We start from the raw sequence: 21899 nt of genomic DNA, 5'->3' as shown, positions 1-21899 counted from the left end.
CAATTCTTTTTCCTTTCCTACTTTTCTTCTGACCAGCGGTCATGCCCGTCGCTTGCCAAATATTATTATGGTAATAATATTCAACCCATGAACATCGGAGGCGATGATGAGCGATAAAAAAGCGCAAACCCGCGAACGCATTTTGCAGGCCGCCAGCGCCGCGCTGATCCAGCGTGGCCCGGCTGAACCGAGTGTGGGCGAAGTGATGGGCGCGGCGGGGCTGACCGTCGGTGGTTTCTACGCGCACTTCGAAAGCAAGGACGCGCTGATGCTGGAGGCCTTCACCCAGTTGCTGGCCAAGCGTCGAGCGTCGATTGATGACATGGACTCGCAGCTGACCGGAGAGGAGCGCAGAAGCCTGGTGGCGGCGTTCTACCTGTCGCGCAAGCACCGCGACTCCACTGCCCAGGCTTGCCCGATTCCCGCCACGGTCGGCGAGATGAGCCGCCTGCCGGATGAGTTCCGCCAGGCGTTGAACGAGCACTGTGAGCTGATGGCTGCGCAGTTGGCTGCCAGCCCCGAGGACACCGACAAAGCCCTGGCTGACATGGCGCTGATGATCGGTGGCCTAGCCCTGGCCCGCGCCTTGGGGCCGGGTGAGTTGTCTGACCGTGTGCTGCGCGCCGCCAAGTCGGCCGTGCGCTAGAAGAGGGCTGCATGATGGGCACGCTTACCTGGGTTCGTCGCTTCAACAGCACGCTGGGCTACCTGGTGCCGCAAACGGTGGCCAACCGCATGCGTCGTGCCTTCATGACGCCCCGCGAGCTGCCGCCGCGTGACTGGGAACTGCCGCTGCTGGCGCAATCGGAGCGCATCACCCTGCGTTTCGGCTTGTCCGCGTTGCGCTGGGGCCAGGGGCCGGCGGTGTTGCTGATGCACGGTTGGGAAGGGCGTCCTACCCAATTTGCCAGCTTGATCAGCGCATTAGTCGACAACGGTTATTCCGTGATTGCCCTTGATGGCCCCGCCCATGGCCGTTCGCCGGGTCGTGAAGCCCATGTGCTGCTGTTTGCCCGCGCCATGCTTGAAGCTGCCGCCGAGTTGCCACCGCTGCACGCCGTGATCGGCCATTCCATGGGCGGCGCCAGTGCGATGCTGGCGGTGCAGTTGGGGCTGCGCACCGAGGCATTGGTGAGTATCGCCGCGCCGTCGCGTTTTCTGGATGTGCTGCGCGGCTTTACCAGGATGGTCGGTTTGCCGGCGCGGGCGCGTTCGGCGTTTATCCAGGAGGTCGAGTTGACTTTCGGAATGCCGCTCAAACACCTGGACGTGGCGCATTACCAGATGAATATTCCCGGCCTGATCGTGCACGCCGAAGACGACACCTTCGTTCCGGTCAAAGCCTCGCAAGCCATCCACGAAGCCTGGTTCGACAGCCGCTTGCTACGCCTGGAGCAGGGCGGTCATCAGAAAGTCCTGGCCGATCCGCGTGTGATCGACGCTGTACTGGCGTTGCTGGCCGGCCGTTGTCTACAGGAGCGGCAAAGCGCCTGATACACTCTCCCCGCCGACATTAATCGACTGGGAGCAAGGCATGGGCTGGGATTTGGCAACGCCGTTCATCATCGATCTGCAGGTCGCGCCTGAAGACATCGACGGCCTGGGGCACGCCAATAACGCGGTGTACGTGTCCTGGCTGGAGCGCTGCGCCTGGCGCCATTCCCAGCGCCTGGGCCTGGACCTGACCGAATATCGCCGCCTGGACCGCGCCATGGCGGTGGTGCGTCATGAGATCGACTACCTGGCCGCCGGTTATGAAGGCGACGAGCTGCAACTGGCCACCTGGATCGTCGACTGGGACCAGCGCCTGAAGATGACCCGGCGCTTCCAACTGGTCCGCCCCCGTGACGGCGCGACCCTGCTACGTGCGCAAACCACCTTCGTCTGCATTGAACTGTCCACCGGCAAGCCCAAGCGCATGCCGGCCGAATTCCTCGACGGTTATGGCCCCGCCCTGACAGGGGGTTAACGGTTGCTGTGGGAAACCCAGTAAACTGCGCCACGATTTTTGTTGAGTGTTTTCCATGCAAATTGCTTTGGCGCCCATGGAGGGGTTGGTCGACAACATCCTGCGGGACGTGCTGACCCGTGTCGGTGGTATCGACTGGTGCGTGACCGAGTTCATCCGCGTCAACGACCGCCTGCTCACCCCGGCGTATTTCCACAAACTCGCCCCGGAACTGCTGCAGGGTGCCCACACCGCTGCCGGTGTGCCGCTGCGCGTGCAATTGCTCGGCTCTGATCCGGTGTGCCTGGCGGAAAACGCTGCGCTGGCGTGTGAGCTCGGTTCGCAGGTCATCGACCTCAACTTCGGCTGCCCGGCCAAGACCGTCAACAAGTCCCGTGGCGGTGCGGTGTTGCTCAAGGAGCCGGAGTTGCTCAACCAGATCGTCGAGCACGTGCGCCGTGCTGTGCCGGCGCACATCCCGGTGACTGCCAAGATGCGCCTGGGTTTCGACAGCCCGGACGGCGCCCTGGTCTGCGCCACCGCCCTGGCGGAAGGCGGCGCGGCGCATATCGTGGTGCATGCGCGTACCAAGACCGACGGCTACAAGCCACCGGCGCACTGGGAGTGGATCCCGCGTGTGCAGGATGTGGTCAAGGTGCCGGTGTTCGCCAATGGCGATATCTGGAGTGTCGAAGACTGGAGGCGTTGCCGCGAAATCACCGGTGCCGAAGACATCATGCTGGGTCGGGGCCTGGTGGCGCGCCCGGACCTGGCGCGGCAGATCGCTGCCGCGCGGGCGGGTGAGGAGGTGGTCGAAATGACCTGGGCGCAGATGCAGCCCCTGCTCCAGGACTTCTGGACCCAGTCGGTGGCGCAACTGACCGAGCGACAGGCGCCAGGTCGATTGAAGCAGTGGCTGGCGATGCTCACGCGCAACTATCCGGAAGCGGTGGAGCTGTTTACGGCGATGCGTCGGGAAACCGAGCTGGCACAAGTGAGCCGTTTGCTCGGTATGGTACCGGTAGACAGTCAGTGAGTGACGGCGCAGAAAAATAGCGTTGATATTTAATAAGTTTTCAAACGCATCGATAAATGGGCGCCCTTGGCGCCCTTTTTTTGGGCGGTGTTTAAGTGAAAGTTCCGGATTTTCAGGGGCGCAGCATTAATGTTTATCGAGGGTGATAGCGTGTTCTGAATGTATGCAGTTATTTGATTGATACCTTAATTTTTCAGGAAAAATACAGTTTTATTAACTTTTGATACGCGCTTGTGCGCAATTAACATACGTGTGAAATCTTGCTGGAGTAAATGGTTTCATTATTTTAGATTTGGGCTTGGTTGTTACCTTTTTTGTCCATGAAATACTCGCTGGCGCAGTGGATTTAGAGCGGTTTCTTGAATAGCCATAGGCTGAAATCTGATTTTTAATTTTGTTTGCCTTTTGTGAGGTCGGATTGTTGGAACTTGATTGCGTTTCGGTCCACGAAAATAGGGACTGCGAGATGATGATTGTTTCCAGTTTTACATTAATTGCTGTCCGGATTTTCAAATGCTTCGAGGCAGCACATAACTAATCATGAGGTTACAAGATGTCCAATGTATCGCTTGGCACTCCTAAGTTTTTTGTTCCGGAACACCAGTCGGTGAGCCAAAGTTCGACCGGTGCTGTGAAAGATGTTGAACGCGCTAGCACGCTTGCTACGGATAGCGGTATTAAAGGGGCTGCACGAGACGTTAATCAGACTGCAACGGGGGCGAAGGAGATTTCCGTTAACTCTGATGCGCTGGAAAAATTATTTGAGATGTTTGATCTGGTCTTCAAAGCCATGCGCAGCCTGTTGTCCGGCAGGGGATTCAATTCTCACGCCGCGACAGTAGTACCGCATGCAGCCAAGGCGGAGAGTGGTATTGAAGTGTCTGTGGAGGGCGGGGTGAATTCCAAAGGGGAGCCGTTACCTTTTGCCAAGAACAGTGAACGTGTCTCCGCCGGTATTAAGAATGTGAGTACCAATGCAGATGGCTCCACGGATGTGAAGACTGCTGGCGGCAATAATAACTCGACAGTCACTGCGGGTAAGGGCGCTAAAGTCAATGTTGGTGCTGATGGCTCCGTGCAAGTGAAGACTGCTGGTGATAATACATTGAAAACGGTCATCGCGACTAAGGACAGTAAGGTAAATGCTGATGCGGATGCCTCCACGCAAGTGAAGACTGCTGGTGATAATACATCGAGAACGGTCATTGCGACTAAGGACAGCAAAGTAAATGTTGATGCGGATGCCTCCACGCAAGTGAAGACTGCTGGTGATCATACATCGAGATCGGTCATCGCGGCTAAGGACCGTAACGTAAATGCTTACGCGGATGCCTCCACGCAAGTAAAGGCTACGGGTAATAGTAATAAAACGGTAACAGTCGCTGTGGGTGAGGACGCTCAAGTAAATCCTGATGGCAACACCGGCGCAGAAGTCAACGCGGCAGGCGATACTAAATCGACCAGCGTGACTACCGGCAATAAGGGTAACGTTAATGCCGGCGCGCAGATGAAAATCACTGGTTTTAGCAATAGTTCGTCGGCGGAGACTGTCGGAAAGAGCGTTCAGGGCAAAGTTGGCAGTGAAGCGCAGGTGAGTACGTCGGGTAGTGATGCCCAAGTGCAGGTCATGCCAGATGGCAGTACGCAAGTGAGCGTTACACCTCAGGACGGCAAACAGTTCAGGGTGCGTGTGGAGGCCGGTGTCAACGTGCGGATCAGTTCGGAGGGGTGGGGGGAGAACCAGCCAGTATCAATCCGTGACATCACCCCGAAGCAGTCGACGCGTGTGACGGTGGATTCGCAGCCGGAGGCGGAAGTAAAGACCATTTCTCAGTCGACGGCAGAGGCGAGAGTGGGTACTGAACCCAAGGTGAATAGCGAGTCGAAGGGGGAGCAAAAGGCTGAGGTAGCGGTCGGTGCAGAGCCGAAGGTCCAGACGCCGCCCCCCCCAGAGCACAAGGTCGAGGTGAAGGTCGAGGCTGAACCGAAGGTACAGGTGCCGCCTGCCCCAGAGCATAAGGTCGAGGTAAAGGTCGAAACTGAGCCGAAGGTTCAGGTGCCGCTCACTCCAGAGCCACAAACTTCGGACAAGGTTGATGCAGAGCCAACTGTAGAAGTGAAAAACCCCACCGCCCCTCGCAGGGTCATGAATCCTCGATTGGAAGGGATAAGGGCCTGAGGTGCAGACGAGTCTTGATGTCCCCCGGCTCGTCTTAAACGCTTGATGAGGGATCCAGCCTCCCCGATCGCAGGTGCGATTGGGGAGGGCTGGTTGGGGGCAGCGTTTTTTCACTCATTCAATTTGGTTTCGGAGGGTTTATGACCTTTGCTGTCTTTGCTCCTCCTGTCGGCTGGGGAAATTCACCGGACTACAGGCACGTTACCCACGCTACGGAGCAGGCGGTTGCCAAACCGACCGCAAAGGGCGTCGGCTTTGAGGCTTCTCGGCGGCATTTTGGCGAGAACTTTGATACCAGCACCCTTGCGGCGGTCATCAAGATGATGATGGCAACCTTTGGGCCAAGACCTGAAGACATGTTTGCCCGGTTCGCACCGGCTGCCGGGGGGTATACCTTCACCATGAAGGATGAGTTCAAGGGAAAGATTTCCCACCACGAACTCGAACAGACAAGGCGCGCCTCCCGTTTCACCGGCGCAGACAGCGACGCAGTCGACAGCGCCAACGTCGCGCTCGCCGCCTATGTTAAACGCAAGCAGGTGATGGGCGGCTATCCCCGCTTTGAGGAGGCTCTGGCTGACACCCTGCAGGGTGAGACGACGCTGCGAGGGCTGCAGGGCATGGGTGTGTACGGGCTGTCGCAATATGTTCCGGCACATCAGATGGTGGGTGATGGGGGGGCGGGTGTACTCGAGACGCATAGCCGAGGCAGTGCGTTTGTTCTCGATGGCGTCAGGCACGACTACAACGATAGACGCCGTGTTGACCGCGGGTACGGCTACCGTTTGTTCAACGACAAAACCCAACCCGATACGGCTTCGCCGAATGGCAGTGACACGGTTGTTTCACAGATGCCGGTGGGCATGAAACCCAAGAATATATGGAGCGGCTTTTATCAAGGTGCCGCAGGTAATTGTGTCACGGTGTCGGCGATCAAAGTCGCGATGATGAGGTTTGGTCAGAATCCCGCGGGCATTTACAAAAGTATCAGCGCTGTACCCGGTGGTTTTGAGGTGATCATGCGTGATGGCTACAAGGTGTTTCTGAGCCATGAAGAGCGGCGCAAGGCCGAGCATGGGTCAAAACTGGAAGGTTCTGACCAGGCGCTCAAGGATGATGCCAATTTCTTGTATGCCGTCAGCGCCAAGCGTGCGCAAATGGAGAACAACGACATGCGTGCTGGCCGCAGTTTCGAGGACGCCATGCACTCGTTGAACGATGGAGAAGCGCCAGGCCAGGCGTTGCGCAGGTTGGGGTTGTCTGCCTACGTGCGGCAGAGCACTGCGCAAGAGTTGGCCAAAGGCGCCATTGGCACGCTCGCTGACAATACCCATTCGGTGGTGGCAGTCAGCGGATCGGTGGATAGCCACGGCCAAAAGCTCGGCTTGACCTCATCGGGGTGGTCCGATAGAGCAATGTGGGCATTGAAGCTGGTGTGAGGGGCTACTTCAACAGTTGCCGGAATCCCTCGATCGGCAAGGGTCGGCTATGCAAATAACCCTGGAACAAATGGCAGCCCAGTTTTTGCAGGAATGCCAGTTGCTCCGGGGTTTCCACGCCTTCGGCGATCACTTCCAGGTTCAGGCTGCGGGCCATTGCCACAATCGCACGGATGATTTCAGCGTCGTTGGGGTCATGGGTCGCGTCGCGCACAAAGGACTGGTCGATCTTCAGCGCATCCACCGGCAGCCGCTTGAGGTAAGTGAGCGATGAATAGCCGGTGCCGAAGTCGTCCATGGCAAAACTCACGCCGAGTTTTTTCAGGCGGCGCATTTTGCTGATGGTGTCGTCCAGATTCTGGATCACGATGCCTTCGGTGATCTCCAGTTTCAAAAGGCTGAACGGCAACTGATGTTGCTTGAGGCTGCGCTCCACCCGCTCCACGAAGTCGTTCTGGCGAAACTGCCGGGGGCTGATGTTCACGCACAGGCTGAAATTCAGTGGGTCTACCAAGCCTTCGTGGATCAGTTGTTGAAAGGCCGCGCAGGCTTCATCCAGGATCCAGGTGCCCACCTCAAGGATCAGGCCGCTGTCCTCCAGCACCTTGATGAATTCGGAAGGTGACTGAGCGCCCAATTGCGGGTGTTGCCAGCGTACCAGGGCCTCGGCGCCGACGATCTTGTTGCCCCGCGCGTCCACCTGGGGTTGGTAATGCACGCTGAACTCGCCACGTGATAAGGCCAGGCGCAAGTCTGTCTCCATGCGCAGGCGTTCGCTGGCGGTTTTTTGCATACTGTTGTGGAACATCTGCGTGGTGTTGCGCCCTGAATCCTTGGCGCGATACAGGGCGATGTCGGCACGCTTGAGCAAGTCCGCTGGCGTGGAGCCGTGATCGGGAATCAATGCCACGCCAATGCTTGGCGTGACCTGCAGGCGATGACCGTCCAGGAACATCGGCTCTGAAAGCAATTCACGCAGGGTGTCGGCCAACTCCTGCACCTGGCCGCTGACCTCCATGCGTGACCCTTCCAGGCCGCTGAGCAGCACCACGAACTCATCACCCCCCAGGCGCGCCACGGTGTCTTCCATGCGCACGCTGGCTTCCAGGCGTGCGGTGACAATCTTCAACACGGTGTCGCCCACCGGGTGGCCGAGGGAGTCGTTGATGTGCTTGAAGTGGTCGAGGTCGAGGAACAGCAGTGCGCCGCGCAAATTGTGGCGCTTGAGCAAGGCGATCTGCTGGCTCAGGCGGTCCATCAACAGGGCGCGGTTGGGCAGGTTGGTCAGCGGGTCGTGATAGGCCAGGTGGCGGATCTGCGCCTGGGCGTTTTTCAGCAGGCTCACATCGCGGGCGGTCAGCAACAGGCACGGGGTTTCATTCAGGGTGATGGGCTCCACCGAGACTTCCACCGCCAGCAACTCGCCGCGCTTGTTGTGCCAGAGCATTTCCAGGTGATGAATGCGGCCCTTGATCTGCAACTCGGCCAGCAGCGCGGCGCGCTGGTTTTCATCGGCCCAGATGCCGATCTGATACAGCGTCAGGCCAATGGCTTCCTCGGCGCGGTAGCCGGTCAGGCGGCAGAAGCCGTCGTTGACCTCCACATATCGACCGGTGTCGCGCTCAGTGATGGAAATGGCGTCGGGGCTGGAATGGAAGGCCTTGGCGAACTTCTCTTCGCTGGCCTTGAGCGCCGCTTCCGAGCGCTGCTGCTGGGTGATATCGCGCAGCGTGGTGACGATGCACGACTGGTCGCCCACCTTGATCAGACGGCTGGATATCACGCAGGTCAGGCTTTGGCCGCTCTTGTGATGCACCACGATCGCCACATTGTTCAATGCCTGCTCGCGGATCACCCGCTCGATACGCTGCAGGCGCTTGCTCGACTCGTCCCACAGGCCGATCTCTTCGGCGCTTTTGTCGATGACCTCGGCGGCCGTCCAGCCGAAGGTCTGGGTAAACGCGGGGTTGATCTCGATAAACGCGCCGCCCTCCAGGCAGGTGACGCAGATCGGGTCCGGGCTGGCCTGGAACAGGCTGGCAAATTTTTCTTCGGAAGCGGTCAGGCGTTGTTCGCGTTCCACCTGGTCGGTGATATCCAGCAGAGTGCCGGCCATACGCAGGGGCGCGCCGTGCTCATCGCGGTACAGGCGGGCGCGGCTTTCGAGGTAGCGTGAGCTGCCGTCTTCCATGGGCACGCGATACGTCAGCTGATAGTTGCCGGCCGGGCCTTCGCGCAGGGTGCGATAAGCGTTGCGCATGCTCTCGCGCTCGTCATTGGGCATTCCGTCAAAGAAGGCGTCGAAGAACTCATGGAACGGCTCCGGCGGCAGGCCGTGCAATTGGGCGGCGCGGGCCGAGCCGTAGAGCATGCCGGTGGGGATGTGCCAGTCCCAGGTGCCCAGTTGCGCCGAGTCCAGGGCCAGGTCGAGGCGTTCCTGGCTGTCCTTGAGGGCCTGCTCGGCTAATTTGCGTTCGGTGGTGTCCAGAAACGTGCTGATCAGATAGGCCTCGCCCTCCAGCTCGACCCTTTGTGCGCTGAGGGTGCCGTCGTGGATCTGGCCGTTGCTGGCGCAGAACTGCACCTCCATGGTGATGGTCAGGCCCTTGCGCTGGGTGGCCTTGACCAGTTGTGCACGCTGTTCGGGATGACGCCACAGGCCCAGGTCCAGGGTGGTGCGGCCGATGGCATCGGCGACCGGCCAGCCGAAGAGCATTTCGAAGTACTGGTTGGCCTCGCTGATCAACCCGTCGGACTGGCGGGTCAGCAGAACCATGTTCGGGCACAGGTGAAACAGCGTGGCGAAGCGCTTTTCGGAGTGGCTGAGGGCGCTTTCCCGCTCGCGTTGGTGGGTGATTTCGCGGATCACGCCGATCATGCGTCGGCGTCCGGACTTGTCCGGTAACAGGCTGCCGTTGATTTCCAGCCAGTGGAAGCTGCCGTCAGGCCATTGGATACGGTGGTGCATGGCCTGCTCGAACGGCTCGCCCGCCAGCACCGCATGAAAGGCCCGTACCACCCTGGCGCGATCCGCCGGTGCCAGCAGGTCCAGATAGTCCAGGTCCTTGGGCAGTGGCTGGCGCGGGTCAAAGCCGAACAGCGCCTGGGTGCCCCGCGACCAGCTTATCCTGCCGGTGTCGATTTCCCAGCACCAGGCGCCCAGCCGGGCAGCATTGAGCGCGGCCAGCAGTTGCGGGGCACTGTCCCAGCTTTGTTCCGCCTCTTGGGGGTCCAGGGCGTAAATGCGGGGCAGGGGTGGCACGGAGTCGACGGGGTTGCGCATTATCAAAGGGCCTTGGCTCGATGGGCGTATGGCGCGGTACAGTTCAGACCTTGAGGCCGCACGGTTTCATGCCGGTATCCCTGGCAGATCGACCTGTGCATCCAATAGGCTCATGAAGGCCCGCGCAGCATTCGACAGCGTCCTTTCGGTGTGCACGATATAGCCTAGCTGGCGACTGAGCTGTATGCCCGGCAAAGCGATACTTGCCACCTGATCATCGAGCATGGTGCGCGGCAAGACGCTCCAGGCCAGGCCGATCGACACCATCATCTTGATCGTTTCCAGGTAGTTGGTGCTCATCGCGATATTCGGCGTGAGGCCCTGGGCCTCGAACAACCGGCTGACGATATGGTGGGTGAAGGTGTTGCCGCCGGGGAACACCGCCGGGTGGCCGGCAATATCGGCCAGGTTGACGTGGCCGTTGCTGATCAGGCTGTGCTCTGGCGCCACCACGAAATCCAGTGGGTCGTCCCACACCGGGGTGGCGCGCACCAGGTTGTGGGGATCGGGCGCCAGGGTGATCACCGCCACTTCGGCGCGGCCGTGGAGGATTTCTTCGTAGGCCACTTCCGAATCGAGGAACTGAATATCCAGCGCCACATTCGGGTATGCCCGGGTGAAGGCGCGCAGCACCGGCGGCAGGCGATGCAGGCCGATATGGTGGCTGGTGGCCAGGGTCAGGCGCCCGCTGACTTCGCCGGTGAGGTTGGTGAGGGCGCGGCGCGTGTCGTCCAGCACGTTGAGGATCTGATAGGCGCGTGGCAGCAAGGCCCGTCCGGCCTCCGTCAGGCCGACTTCACGGCCCAGGCGATCGAACAGGCGCACCTTCAATTGTTGCTCCAGGCCGGCAATGCGCTTGCTGATGGCCGGCTGGGTCAGGTGCAGGCGCTCACCGGCACCGGAGAAGCTGCCGGTCTCGGCGATGGCGATAAAGGCATTGAGGTTGGCCAGGTCCATGGTGTATTCCAGTTGGTAATCCAAAGCATAAAAAATATGAATTTGAGTTATTTAATGTAGCGCCATACCATCAGCCTCACAAGCCAAAGGGTTATTGAAAAGCCCGGCATAGAGAAACACCGCTGATGAGGACCGACTGATGGCCGGCAAAACGCTTTACGACAAGCTTTGGGATTCCCATGAAGTGAAACGGCGCGACGATGGTTCGTCGCTGATCTATATCGACCGCCACATCATCCATGAAGTGACCTCGCCCCAAGCGTTCGAAGGCCTGCGGCTGGCCGGGCGCAAGCCTTGGCGCGTCGACTCCATCATCGCCACCCCGGACCACAACGTGCCGACCACCCCTGAGCGCAAGGGCGGCATCGAAGCCATTGCCGACCAGGTGTCGCGTTTGCAGGTGCAGACCCTCGATGACTACTGCGACGAATATGGCATCACTGAATTCAAGATGAATGACGTGCGTCAAGGCATCGTGCACGTGATCGGTCCGGAGCAGGGCGCCACCTTGCCGGGCATGACCGTGGTGTGCGGCGACTCCCATACGTCCACCCACGGTGCGTTCGGCGCCTTGGCCCACGGCATCGGCACCTCCGAGGTGGAACATGTGTTCGCCACCCAGTGCCTGGTCGCCAAAAAGATGAAGAACATGTTGGTTAAAGTCGAAGGCCAGTTGCCGTTCGGCGTGACCGCCAAGGACATCGTGCTCGCCGTGATCGGCAAGATCGGCACCGCCGGCGGTAACGGCCATGCCATCGAGTTCGCCGGCAGCGCGATTCGCGACCTGTCCATCGAAGGCCGCATGACCATCTGCAACATGTCCATCGAAGCCGGTGCCCGCGTGGGCATGGTGGCGGCGGACGAAAAGACCGTTGAATACGTCAAGGGCCGTCCATTTGCCCCACAAGGCAAAGATTGGGACGCCGCTGTGCAAGCCTGGAAAGACTTGGTCTCCGATGCCGATGCGGTGTTTGACACCGTGGTCGAGCTGGACGCTGCCCAGATCAAGCCGCAAGTCAGCTGGGGTACCTCGCCGGAGATGGTCCTGGCCGTCGACCAGAACGTGCCGGACCCCGCGCAGGAAACCGACCTGGTCAAGCGCGGCTCCATTGAACGCGCCTTGAAGTACATGGGCTTGAAGGCCAACCAGGCGATTACCGACATTCAGTTGGATCGCGTGTTCATCGGTTCCTGCACCAACTCGCGGATCGAAGACCTGCGCGCCGCGGCGGTGATCGCCAAGGGCCGCAAAGTGGCTTCGACTATCAAGCAAGCCATCGTGGTGCCGGGCTCGGGCCTGGTCAAGGCGCAGGCTGAAGCCGAAGGCCTGGACAAGATTTTCCTCGAAGCCGGTTTTGAATGGCGTGAGCCGGGCTGCTCCATGTGCCTGGCGATGAACCCGGACCGCCTGGAGTCGGGTGAGCACTGCGCGTCCACCTCCAACCGTAACTTCGAAGGGCGTCAGGGCGCCGGTGGGCGTACCCACCTGGTCAGCCCGGCCATGGCCGCCGCCGCTGCCGTCAACGGTCGTTTCATCGACGTTCGCGAATTGATCTGAGGAATACCCGATGCGTGCTTTTACCCAACACACCGGCCTTGTCGCCCCTTTGGATCGCGCCAACGTCGACACCGACCAGATCATTCCCAAGCAGTTCTTGAAGTCGATCAAGCGCACCGGCTTCGGCCCGAACCTGTTCGACGAGTGGCGCTACCTGGATGTGGGCTACGCCTACCAGGACAACTCCAAGCGCCCGCTGAACAAGGACTTCGTGCTCAATGCCGAGCGTTACCAGGGCGCCAGCGTCTTGCTGGCCCGGGAAAACTTCGGCTGCGGTTCCAGTCGTGAACACGCGCCATGGGCCCTGGAAGAGTATGGCTTTCGCAGCATCATCGCGCCGAGCTATGCCGACATCTTCTTCAACAACAGCTTCAAGAACGGCCTGCTGCCGATCATCTTGAGCGATGCCGAAGTGGACGAGCTGTTCAAGCAGGTCGAGGCCGAAGAGGGCTACCAACTGACCGTCGACCTGGCCGCGCAGACTGTGACCCGTCCAGACGGCAAGGTGTATCACTTTGAAGTGGATGCGTTCCGTAAGCACTGCCTGATCAACGGCCTGGACGATATCGGCCTGACCTTGCAGGACGGCGATGCGATTGCCGCGTTTGAAGCCAGGCACCGGGCGAGCCAGCCTTGGTTGTTTCGCGATGCCTGATTGGCGGTAACCGTGCGGGCCCCATCGCGGGCAAGCCCGACTCCCACATTGGAATGCATTCCGACTGTGGGAGCTGGCTTGCCTGCGATAGCGCCAGTACCAACACCCCAAAACCCAAGGAAACCACCATGACCACCACCGCCCACACCCAAGTCGTGCAAAAACAATTCGGCGAGCAAGCCCGCGCCTACCTGAGCAGTGCCGTGCACGCCCAGGGCACCGAATTCGCGCTGCTCCAGGCCGAACTGGCCGGGCAGGGCAGTGCGCGACTGCTGGACCTGGGCTGCGGTGCCGGTCATGTCAGCTTTCACGTCGCGCCGCTGGTCAAGGAAGTGGTCGCCTACGACCTGTCCCAGCAGATGCTCGACGTGGTTGCCGCCGCTGCGACGGACCGTGGCCTGGACAATATCCGCACCGTGAACGGCGCCGCTGAGCGCCTGCCGTTCGCCGATGGCGAGTTCGACTTCGTGTTCAGCCGTTATTCGGCCCACCACTGGAGCGACCTCGGCCTGGCCCTGCGTGAAGTGCGTCGGGTGCTCAAGCCGGGTGGCGTGGCGGCCTTCGTCGATGTCTTGTCACCGGGCAGCCCGCTGTTGGACACTTACCTGCAAACCGTCGAAGTGCTGCGCGACACCAGCCACGTGCGCGATTACTCTGCCGCCGAGTGGATGCAGCAGCTCAGCGAATCCGGTCTGCATGTACGAACCAGCAGTCGCCAGCGCCTGCGCCTGGAATACACCTCGTGGGTCGAGCGCATGCGCACGCCGCAGGTGCTGCGCGCGGCGATCCTCGAGCTGCAAAAGTCGATGGGTCAGGAAGTGCGCGATTATTACGAAATTCAGGCCGACGGCACCTTCAGCACCGACGTGCTGGTGGTCTTTGCCGAACGCTGATTGATTTTTCCCGACCTGCCCACGGGCGGGTCGCTTGATGAAATGAGGAACGCATGAGCAAGCAGATTCTGATTCTCCCTGGCGACGGTATTGGTCCGGAAATCATGGCCGAAGCGGTCAAGGTGCTGGAACTCGCCAACAGCAAGTACAGCCTGGGTTTCGAGCTGAGCCACGACGTGATCGGCGGCGCGGCCATCGACAAGCATGGTGTACCGCTGGCCGATGAGACCCTGGAGCGTGCGCGTGCGGCCGACGCCGTACTGCTCGGCGCCGTGGGCGGCCCGAAATGGGACAAGATCGAACGTGACATCCGCCCTGAGCGCGGCCTGCTGAAAATCCGTGCCCAACTGGGCCTGTTCGGCAACCTGCGCCCGGCGATCCTCTACCCGCAACTGGCCGACGCCTCGAGCCTCAAGCCGGAAGTGGTCGCGGGCCTGGATATCCTGATCGTGCGCGAGCTGACCGGCGGTATCTACTTCGGCTCGCCACGCGGCGTGCGCGAGTTGGAAAATGGCGAGCGCCAGGCCTACGACACCCTGCCGTACAGCGAGAGTGAAATCCGCCGTATCGCCCGTGTCGGCTTCGACATGGCCCGCGTGCGTGGCAAGAAGGTCTGCTCGGTGGACAAGGCCAACGTACTGGCCTCGAGCCAACTGTGGCGCGAAATCGTCGAAGAAGTGGCCAAGGACTACCCGGACGTCGAACTGAGCCACATGTACGTCGACAACGCCGCCATGCAACTGGTGCGTGCGCCGAAGCAGTTCGACGTGATCGTCACCGACAACCTGTTCGGCGACATCCTGTCCGACCAGGCGTCGATGCTCACCGGTTCCATCGGCATGCTGCCGTCGGCGTCCCTGGACACCAACAACAAGGGCATGTACGAGCCTTGCCACGGTTCGGCGCCAGACATCGCGGGCCAGGGCATTGCCAACCCGCTGGCGACCATTTTGTCGGTGTCGATGATGCTGCGTTACAGCTTCAACCTGAGCGACGCGGCGGATGCCATCGAGAAGGCCGTGAGCCTGGTGCTGGATCAGGGGTTGCGCACCGGCGACATCTGGTCGCAGGGTTGCACCAAGGTCGGTACGCAAGAAATGGGCGACGCAGTAGTCGCCGCGCTGCGGAATCTGTAATCTCTCGGGCCCGCTTGCAGTTGTTGCTGCAAGGCGGCCCACTTTTTAACAAGGTGTAGTTGCGATGAAACGTGTAGGTCTGATCGGTTGGCGCGGTATGGTCGGTTCCGTGCTCATGCAGCGGATGCTGGAAGAGCAGGATTTCGATCTTATCGAGCCGGTGTTTTTCACCACTTCGAATGTGGGTGGCCAGGGGCCGTCCGTGGGCAAGGATATTGCTCCGCTCAAGGACGCCTACAACATTGAAGAGCTGAAAACCCTCGACGTGATTCTGACCTGTCAGGGTGGCGACTACACCAGCGAAGTCTTCCCCAAGCTGCGCGAAGCCGGCTGGCAGGGTTACTGGATCGACGCCGCCTCGAGCCTGCGCATGCAGGACGACGCGGTGATCATCCTCGACCCGGTGAACCGCAAGGTCATCGACCAGCAGTTGGATGCCGGCACCAAGAACTACGTCGGCGGCAACTGCACCGTCAGCCTGATGCTGATGGGCCTGGGCGGCTTGTTCGAAGCTGGCCTGGTCGAGTGGATGAGTGCCATGACCTATCAGGCGGCCTCTGGGGCCGGCGCGCAGAACATGCGTGAGCTGATCAAGCAGATGGGTGCGACCCACGCCGCGGTCGCCGATCAACTGGCCGACCCGGCCAGCGCGATCCTCGACATCGACCGCCGCGTGGCCGAAGCGATGCGCAGCGATGCCTACCCGACCGAAAACTTCGGCGTGCCGTTGGCCGGTAGCCTGATCCCATGGATCGACAAGGAACTGCCGAACGGCCAGAGCCGCGAAGAGTGGAAGGCCCAGGCCGAGACCAACAAGATCCTCGGCCGCTTCAAGAGCCCGATCCCGGTGGACGGCATCTGCGTGCGCATCGGCGCGATGCGCTGCCACAGCCAGGCGCTGACCATCAAGCTGAACAAAGACGTGCCGATCACCGATATCGAAGCGTTGATCAGCCAGCACAACCCGTGGGTCAAGCTGGTGCCGAACAACCGTGATATCAGCATGCAGGAGCTGAGCCCGACCAAGGTCACCGGCACCCTGAATGTACCGGTGGGTCGTCTGCGTAAACTGAACATGGGCAGCCAGTTCCTCGGTGCGTTCACCGTGGGCGACCAGTTGCTGTGGGGCGCGGCCGAGCCGCTGCGCCGCATGTTGCGGATCTTGCTGGAGCGTTGATCGCGTGAGGCAATGATGAAAACCCGCGTTCTGGTGACAGGCGCGGGTTTTTTGTTGTTTGGTCGGGCCTCATCGGGGGCAAGCCCCCTCCCACATTTTGACCTGCGAACCCGTTCGAGTGTGGGAGGGGGCTTGCCCCCGATAAGGCCATCAGCCCTACCACAAATGCCAGCTTAATTGCCTCACCCCCCACCACCCGGTAAAGTGCCGCTCCCCCCGCAATGCCCGAGGCAGCCCCCATGACCCAGACCTTTGAAATCGCCGTGATCGGCGCCACCGGCACCGTCGGCGAAACCCTGGTGCAGATCCTGGAAGAGTTGGATTTTCCGGTGGGCACTCTGTATTTGCTGGCGGGCAACAACTCGGCCGGCGCCTCCGTGCCCTTTCGTGGCAAGAATGTGCGGGTCAAGGAAGTCGACGAATTTGACTTCAGCAAGGCGCAGTTGGCGTTCTTTGCGGCGGGGCCGGCGGTCACCCTGAGTTTTGCGCCGCGTGCCACGGCGGCTGGGTGCTCGGTGATCGACTTGTCCGGCGCCTTGCCGGCCACGCAGGCTCCGCACGTGGTGCCGGAGGCCAATGCCCACGTGCTGGAGGGGCTGAAGAAGCCGTTCCAGCTCGGCAGCCCCAGCCCGTCAGCGACCAACCTGGCGGTGGTGCTGGCGCCTTTGCGGGGCTTGCTGGATATCCAGCGGGTGAGCGTCACCGCCAGCCTGGCGATGTCGGCCCAGGGGCGTGAAGCTGTCAGCGAACTGGCCCGGCAAACCGCCGAGCTGCTGAATATGCGCCCGCTGGAGCCGAAGTTCTTTGATCGACAGGTCGCCTTCAACCTGTTGGCTCAGGTTGGCACGCCAGACGCCCAGGGGCATACGGTCCTGGAAAAACGCCTGGTCCACGAATTGCGTGCAGTGCTGGAATTACCTTTGCTAAAGATTTCCGCAACCTGCGTTCAAGCCCCGGTGTTTTTTGGCGATAGCCTGACAGTGTCCTTGCAACTGGGGGCGGCGGTTGATCTGGCGGCGGTGAGCCGCGCACTTGACGCTGCGTCGGGCATCGAGCTTGTGGATGAAGGGGATTTTCCTACAGCCGTCGGCGATGCAGTGGGCCAGGATGTGGTCTATGTCGGTCGTGTCCGGGCAGGTGTGGATGACCCGGCGGAACTAAATCTGTGGCTGACGTCAGATAACGTACGCAAAGGCGCCGCACTGAATGCCGTGCAGCTGGCGCAGTTGTTGATAAAAGGCCTTGCGTAAAAGATACTTGGCGGCAATTTGTAGATTGATTCTAGCCAGGCGCTATGCTTGGTCCCAGGCAGGAAAAGTTGCGCGTCGGTGACCTATCGGCTCGCCATGCCTTATGGCAGCGGTTACCAACCTTCTCGCAGGCCGGGGAGTGTTCAAACAAAGGATGAGGCTATGGTTCAAGTTCGCAAACTGGTGTTAGCAATAGCGGCCGCCTCGGCGCTGTCCTCCGGTATGGCGCAGGCGCTGCAGCTGGGGGAGATGACCCTCAAGTCGAAGTTGAACCAGCCGTTGGCGGTGGAAATCGAATTGCTCGATGTCGGTGGCCTCACGGCCTCCGAGATCACGCCAAGCCTGGCTTCGTCCCAGGCATTTGTGGACGCGGGCGTTGATCGCCAGGCGTTTCTCGATGACCTGACGTTTACCCCGGTGGTCAATCCAAACGGCCGCAGCGTGGTGCGCGTCACCTCCAGCAAGCCGTTGCCTGATTCCTACGTGCGTTTCCTGTTGCAGGTGCAATGGCCTAATGGCCGTTTGATGCGTGACTACAGCGTGTTGCTCGACCCGGCCAAGTTCGAGCAGCCGGCACCCACCGCTGCCGCGCCTGCGCCGCGTCTGGCTGCGCCGACCAACGCCGCGCCCGCCGCGAGCAAACCGGCACAGCACACCACCACCTCCCGCGACACCCTGTGGGAAATCGCCGCGAAGCACCGTAATGGCGGCTCCGTGCAGCAGACCATGCTGGCGATCCAGGCGCTGAACCCGGATGCGTTCATCGACGGCAATATCAACCGGCTGAAAACCGGCCAGGTCCTGCGTCTGCCGGATGCCGTACAAAGCACTGCACTGCCGCAACCCCAGGCAATTGCTGAGGTGAGCGCGCAAAATGCCGCCTGGCGCCAGGGCCGACGCGCCGCCACCAACCCGGCAGCGGGCAAGCAGCAACTGGACGCCACCAAGCGCACCCAGGCCGGTAACGCGCCCGCAAGTACCAACACCAAAGACAACCTGAGCCTGGTGTCTGCCGAGGCCGCCAAGAAGGGCGCCAAGGGCAAGGCGGGCGATAGCGCGGCACTCAGCGACAAGCTGGCGATGACCCAGGAGCAACTGGACACCACCCGTCGCGACAACGAAGAGCTGAAAAGCCGCGCGGCAGACCTGCAAAGCCAGTTGGACAAGCTGCAAAAACTGATTCAACTGAAAAACGATCAACTGGCGCGTTTGCAGGCTGAAAAGGCTGTTCCGGGTGCTCCGGCGACTGCCGCGATACCCGCGCAATTGGCGGGCGAGCCATCCGCCGCGCCTGCCAAGCCCGAGGCTGTCACCCCTGCACCCGTCGCGCCAGCGCCTGAGCCGGTCAAGGCGGACGCGGCACCGGCCAGCGCCGACGGCAAATTCAATGAACTGCTGACCAACCCGATTGTTCTCGGTGTGATCGGTGGTGCGGCGGGCTTGCTGGTGCTGCTGCTCCTGCTGTTATGGGCGCGCCATCGCAATGCGCGCCGCGAAGAGGAAAAACACCTGCGCATGGCGCGGGCCCTGGCTGAAGAGCCGGAGTTCACCTCTAACCTTCATGACGACCTGCCGCCGAGCAGCTTCGAAGGCCTGGAGACGCCGCCGCCCAGCGTAAAGCTGGCCGCCGCACCGGCCCCGGCTCCGGTGGTTGAACCGGCGGCTGTTGTGCCGACTGTTGCTTCCGTACTTGCGCCGCTGGCGGTTGCCGTGGCTCCGGTGAATTCAAACGATGCGCTGGCCCAGGCCCAGTCTCATATCGATCGTGGTCACCTGAACCAGGCCGCCGACGTGCTGGAGCAAGCGATCAAGCATGAGCCCAAGCGCAGCGACCTGCGCTTGAAACTGATGGAAGTCTACGGCCTGCAAAACGACAAGGACGGTTTCGTGACCCAGGAGCGTCAACTGGTGGCCAATGGTGAAAACCACGCCCAGGTCGAGCAGCTCAAGAGTCGCTTCCCGGCCATGGCCGTGTTGGCGGCGGGTGTCAGTGCCGCGGTGGCGGCTGCTGCCCTGGATGCTCAATACGTCAAGGATTTGCTCGAAGACAAACCGGCGCCTGCGCAGCCGGAGGCCTTTGACACTGATTTCGATCTCAGCCTGGACGATCTTGAAGAAGCTTCCCCGGCTCAGATCAAGGACGATCAGCAGACCTTCGAGTCGCTGTTGCAGCAGCAGACCGAAGCCAAGGCCGCGTCGGACGACTTGTCGGACTTCGATCTGGACCTGCAACTGGATGCCCCGGCTTCGGCACAATCCGATGACGACTTCCTCTCGGGCCTGGAAGAGCAGATGAAGGACGTGCCGGCCGTCGAGCCGCCGACCCTCACGCCTGCGGCATTGGATGACTTCGATTTGCCGGAGGATTTCGACCTGTCCCTGGCCGATGAGCCGGAAGCGGCCGCCAAGCCCGATGCTTTCACGTCGGAACTGGATGATGTCAACGCCGAGCTGGATCGCCTGTCCCAGAGCCTGGAACATCCGTCCATCGAGCCGTCCTTTAACGCAGAAGACGCGGCGTTGGGCGATGATGAGCCGGAATTCGACTTCCTCTCCGGCACGGATGAGGTGGCTACCAAGCTCGACCTGGCCCAGGCCTATATCGACATGGGCGATGCGGACGGCGCGCGGGATATCCTTTCCGAAGTGTTGACCGAAGGCGATGAGGTTCAACGCGGCGAGGCCAAGGAAATGCTCGGTCGGTTGGCTTGACAGCCCATTGTTCAAACAGCGGCGACCTTCGGGTCGCCGTTTTGCTTTTGTGGGCTCCCCTGCAAACCGGCATAATGGCCGCCTTCGCGCAACTCATCAGGCTCTCAGTTCTTGGCAAATATAGATAACCCGACCGCCGAAATGGCGGCCGCAGGCTTTTACCGCATCGCCTTGGGCGTGGAATACAAGGGCTCGCGCTATCGCGGCTGGCAGCGTCAGGCGTCCGGCGTGCTGACGGTGCAGGAGACCCTGGAGAACGCCCTGTCGAAAGTCGCCGATTCACCGGTATCGCTGATGTGCGCCGGGCGTACCGACGCCGGTGTGCATGCGTGTGGCCAGGTGGTGCACTTTGACACTCAGGCCGAGCGGTCAATGAAGGCCTGGGTGATGGGCGCAAATATCAATTTGCCCCATGACGTCAGCGTCAGTTGGGCCAAGGTCATGCCGGCGCATTTTCATGCGCGTTTCAAGGCCATCGCCCGGCGCTATCGCTATGTGATCTACAACGACCAGATCCGCCCGGCGCACCTTAACGAAGAAATTACCTGGAACCACCGCCCGCTGGACGCCGAGCGCATGGCCGAGGCCGCGCAGCACCTGGTGGGTGTGCATGATTTCAGCGCCTTCCGTGCCGGCCAGTGCCAGGCCAAGTCACCGATCAAGGAGGTCCACCACCTGCGGGTGACTCGTCACGGCAAGATGATCGTGCTGGATATCCGTGCCGGGGCCTTCCTGCATCACATGGTGCGCAACATCGCCGGGGTGCTGATGACCATCGGCACTGGCGAGCGTCCGGTAGAGTGGGCCAGGGAAGTGCTGGAAAGCCGCGTTCGTCGCACGGGAGGGGTCACGGCACACCCGTTCGGCCTGTACCTGGTGGATGTGGAGTACCGAGACGAGTTCGAGTTGCCGGAGCGTTTCATCGGACCACACTTCCTCACAGGTTTCAGCGAACTTGGCGGCTGACGCCCGGAAAAGCTTTTGTTACCATCCGGGGCTTTCTCGGTCCAACCCTGGAGGTTTCCACGACATGTCAGCCGTTCGCAGCAAGATTTGCGGGATTACCCGCATAGAAGACGCGCTGGCGGCGGTCGAGGCAGGGGCGGATGCCATCGGTTTCGTGTTTTATGCCAAGAGCCCACGGGCGGTGAACGTGCTGCAGGCGCGAGCGATCATCGCCGCATTGCCGCCGTTCGTGACCACCGTGGGTCTGTTCGTCAATGCCAGTCGCTGCGAGCTCAACGAAACCCTGGATGCCGTAGCCTTGGACATGTTGCAGTTCCATGGCGACGAAACGTCTGAGGAATGTGAAAGTTACCAGCGGCCGTATATCAAGGCGTTGCGCGTCAAGGCCGGGGATGATATTGCGGCGGCGTGTTCCGCCTACGGCAGTGCCCGCGGGATTTTGCTGGATACCTATGTCGAAGGCGTACCCGGCGGTACTGGCGAAGCGTTCGACTGGTCGCTGATTCCCGCAGGCTTGAGCAAGCCGATCATCCTGGCCGGCGGGCTCAACCCTGCAAATGTCGGGGCGGCAATCGAACAGGTGCGGCCGTATGCCGTGGATGTCAGCGGTGGGGTGGAGCAGGGTAAGGGCATCAAGGATCACAGCAAGATTCGCGCATTCATGCAGGCTGTGCGCAACAGCAGCGGTGCAATGTGACGGCTGGCAGTCT

General features: G+C 61.0%; 17 protein-coding genes. 15 read left to right on the top strand and 2 right to left on the bottom strand.

All coding sequences use genetic code 11. The annotated features are described in order from the left end of the window. The first annotated feature begins 106 nt into the window (after nt 1-106). From BM110_RS08275 to BM110_RS08250, 6 genes are all read left to right on the top strand, one after another. Nucleotides 107-646 carry a TetR/AcrR family transcriptional regulator gene (locus tag BM110_RS08275; protein WP_058426896.1) on the top strand — a complete coding sequence of 180 codons (540 nt, stop codon included), beginning with the start codon at nt 107-109 and terminating at the stop codon, nt 644-646. Between the two features lie 14 nt (nt 647-660). Further along, the gene (locus tag BM110_RS08270; protein ID WP_093513173.1) at nt 661-1494 is read left to right on the top strand and encodes an alpha/beta hydrolase; all 834 of its coding nucleotides are present in this window, start codon (nt 661-663) and stop codon (nt 1492-1494) included. Between the two features lie 40 nt (nt 1495-1534). Further along, nucleotides 1535-1969 carry an acyl-CoA thioesterase gene (locus BM110_RS08265; RefSeq protein ID WP_033901813.1) on the top strand — a complete coding sequence of 145 codons (435 nt, stop codon included), beginning with the start codon at nt 1535-1537 and terminating at the stop codon, nt 1967-1969. 55 nt (nt 1970-2024) lie between these two features. After that, complete coding sequence (locus tag BM110_RS08260) at nt 2025-2984, top strand: tRNA dihydrouridine synthase (protein WP_093513100.1); 960 nt, start codon at nt 2025-2027, stop codon at nt 2982-2984. Between the two features lie 553 nt (nt 2985-3537). Next, the gene (locus tag BM110_RS08255; RefSeq protein ID WP_093513098.1) at nt 3538-5163 is read left to right on the top strand and encodes a hypothetical protein; all 1626 of its coding nucleotides are present in this window, start codon (nt 3538-3540) and stop codon (nt 5161-5163) included. Nucleotides 5164-5303: 140 nt separating this feature from the next. Beyond that, on the top strand, nt 5304-6602 hold the full coding sequence (locus BM110_RS08250) for a hypothetical protein (protein ID WP_093513096.1): 1299 nt from the start codon (nt 5304-5306) through the stop codon (nt 6600-6602). 4 nt (nt 6603-6606) lie between these two features. Here BM110_RS08250 and BM110_RS08245 read toward each other — a convergent pair whose 3' ends face one another. Further along, nucleotides 6607-9885, bottom strand: coding sequence for an EAL domain-containing protein (locus BM110_RS08245; RefSeq protein ID WP_092250332.1), 3279 nt, complete (start codon nt 9883-9885; stop codon nt 6607-6609). Between the two features lie 66 nt (nt 9886-9951). Beyond that, nucleotides 9952-10842 (bottom strand): LysR family transcriptional regulator, encoded by an 891-nt coding sequence (locus BM110_RS08240; RefSeq protein ID WP_071492224.1) that lies wholly within the window; start codon nt 10840-10842, stop codon nt 9952-9954. A 139-nt stretch (nt 10843-10981) separates the two neighbouring features. Here BM110_RS08240 and leuC point away from each other — a divergent pair, with 139 nt between their 5' ends. From leuC to BM110_RS08195, 9 genes are all read left to right on the top strand, one after another. Then, nucleotides 10982-12400 (top strand): 3-isopropylmalate dehydratase large subunit, encoded by a 1419-nt coding sequence (gene leuC, locus BM110_RS08235; protein ID WP_093124685.1) that lies wholly within the window; start codon nt 10982-10984, stop codon nt 12398-12400. A 10-nt stretch (nt 12401-12410) separates the two neighbouring features. Beyond that, complete coding sequence (gene leuD, locus BM110_RS08230; RefSeq protein ID WP_058426887.1) at nt 12411-13055, top strand: 3-isopropylmalate dehydratase small subunit; 645 nt, start codon at nt 12411-12413, stop codon at nt 13053-13055. 128 nt (nt 13056-13183) lie between these two features. Continuing rightward, nucleotides 13184-13948, top strand: a complete 765-nt coding sequence (locus BM110_RS08225; RefSeq protein ID WP_093513094.1) for a class I SAM-dependent methyltransferase — start codon at nt 13184-13186, stop codon at nt 13946-13948. A 53-nt stretch (nt 13949-14001) separates the two neighbouring features. Then, nucleotides 14002-15084, top strand: coding sequence for a 3-isopropylmalate dehydrogenase (gene leuB / locus BM110_RS08220; protein WP_092250341.1), 1083 nt, complete (start codon nt 14002-14004; stop codon nt 15082-15084). A 64-nt stretch (nt 15085-15148) separates the two neighbouring features. After that, nucleotides 15149-16261, top strand: a complete 1113-nt coding sequence (asd, locus tag BM110_RS08215; protein WP_092250344.1) for an aspartate-semialdehyde dehydrogenase — start codon at nt 15149-15151, stop codon at nt 16259-16261. A gap of 239 nt (nt 16262-16500) precedes the next feature. Further along, nucleotides 16501-17511 carry an aspartate-semialdehyde dehydrogenase gene (locus tag BM110_RS08210; protein ID WP_093513092.1) on the top strand — a complete coding sequence of 337 codons (1011 nt, stop codon included), beginning with the start codon at nt 16501-16503 and terminating at the stop codon, nt 17509-17511. A 162-nt stretch (nt 17512-17673) separates the two neighbouring features. Next, complete coding sequence (locus BM110_RS08205; RefSeq protein ID WP_093513090.1) at nt 17674-20223, top strand: FimV/HubP family polar landmark protein; 2550 nt, start codon at nt 17674-17676, stop codon at nt 20221-20223. 141 nt (nt 20224-20364) lie between these two features. After that, nucleotides 20365-21189 carry a tRNA pseudouridine(38-40) synthase TruA gene (gene truA, locus BM110_RS08200; protein WP_071492219.1) on the top strand — a complete coding sequence of 275 codons (825 nt, stop codon included), beginning with the start codon at nt 20365-20367 and terminating at the stop codon, nt 21187-21189. Nucleotides 21190-21253: 64 nt separating this feature from the next. Next, nucleotides 21254-21886 carry a phosphoribosylanthranilate isomerase gene (locus tag BM110_RS08195; protein ID WP_093513088.1) on the top strand — a complete coding sequence of 211 codons (633 nt, stop codon included), beginning with the start codon at nt 21254-21256 and terminating at the stop codon, nt 21884-21886. Nucleotides 21887-21899 lie beyond the last annotated feature (13 nt).

This window comes from Pseudomonas sp. NFPP28 (assembly GCF_900115535.1).
Lineage (GTDB): Bacteria > Pseudomonadota > Gammaproteobacteria > Pseudomonadales > Pseudomonadaceae > Aquipseudomonas > Aquipseudomonas extremorientalis.
This window is presented reverse-complemented; position numbering and strand designations above follow the sequence as displayed.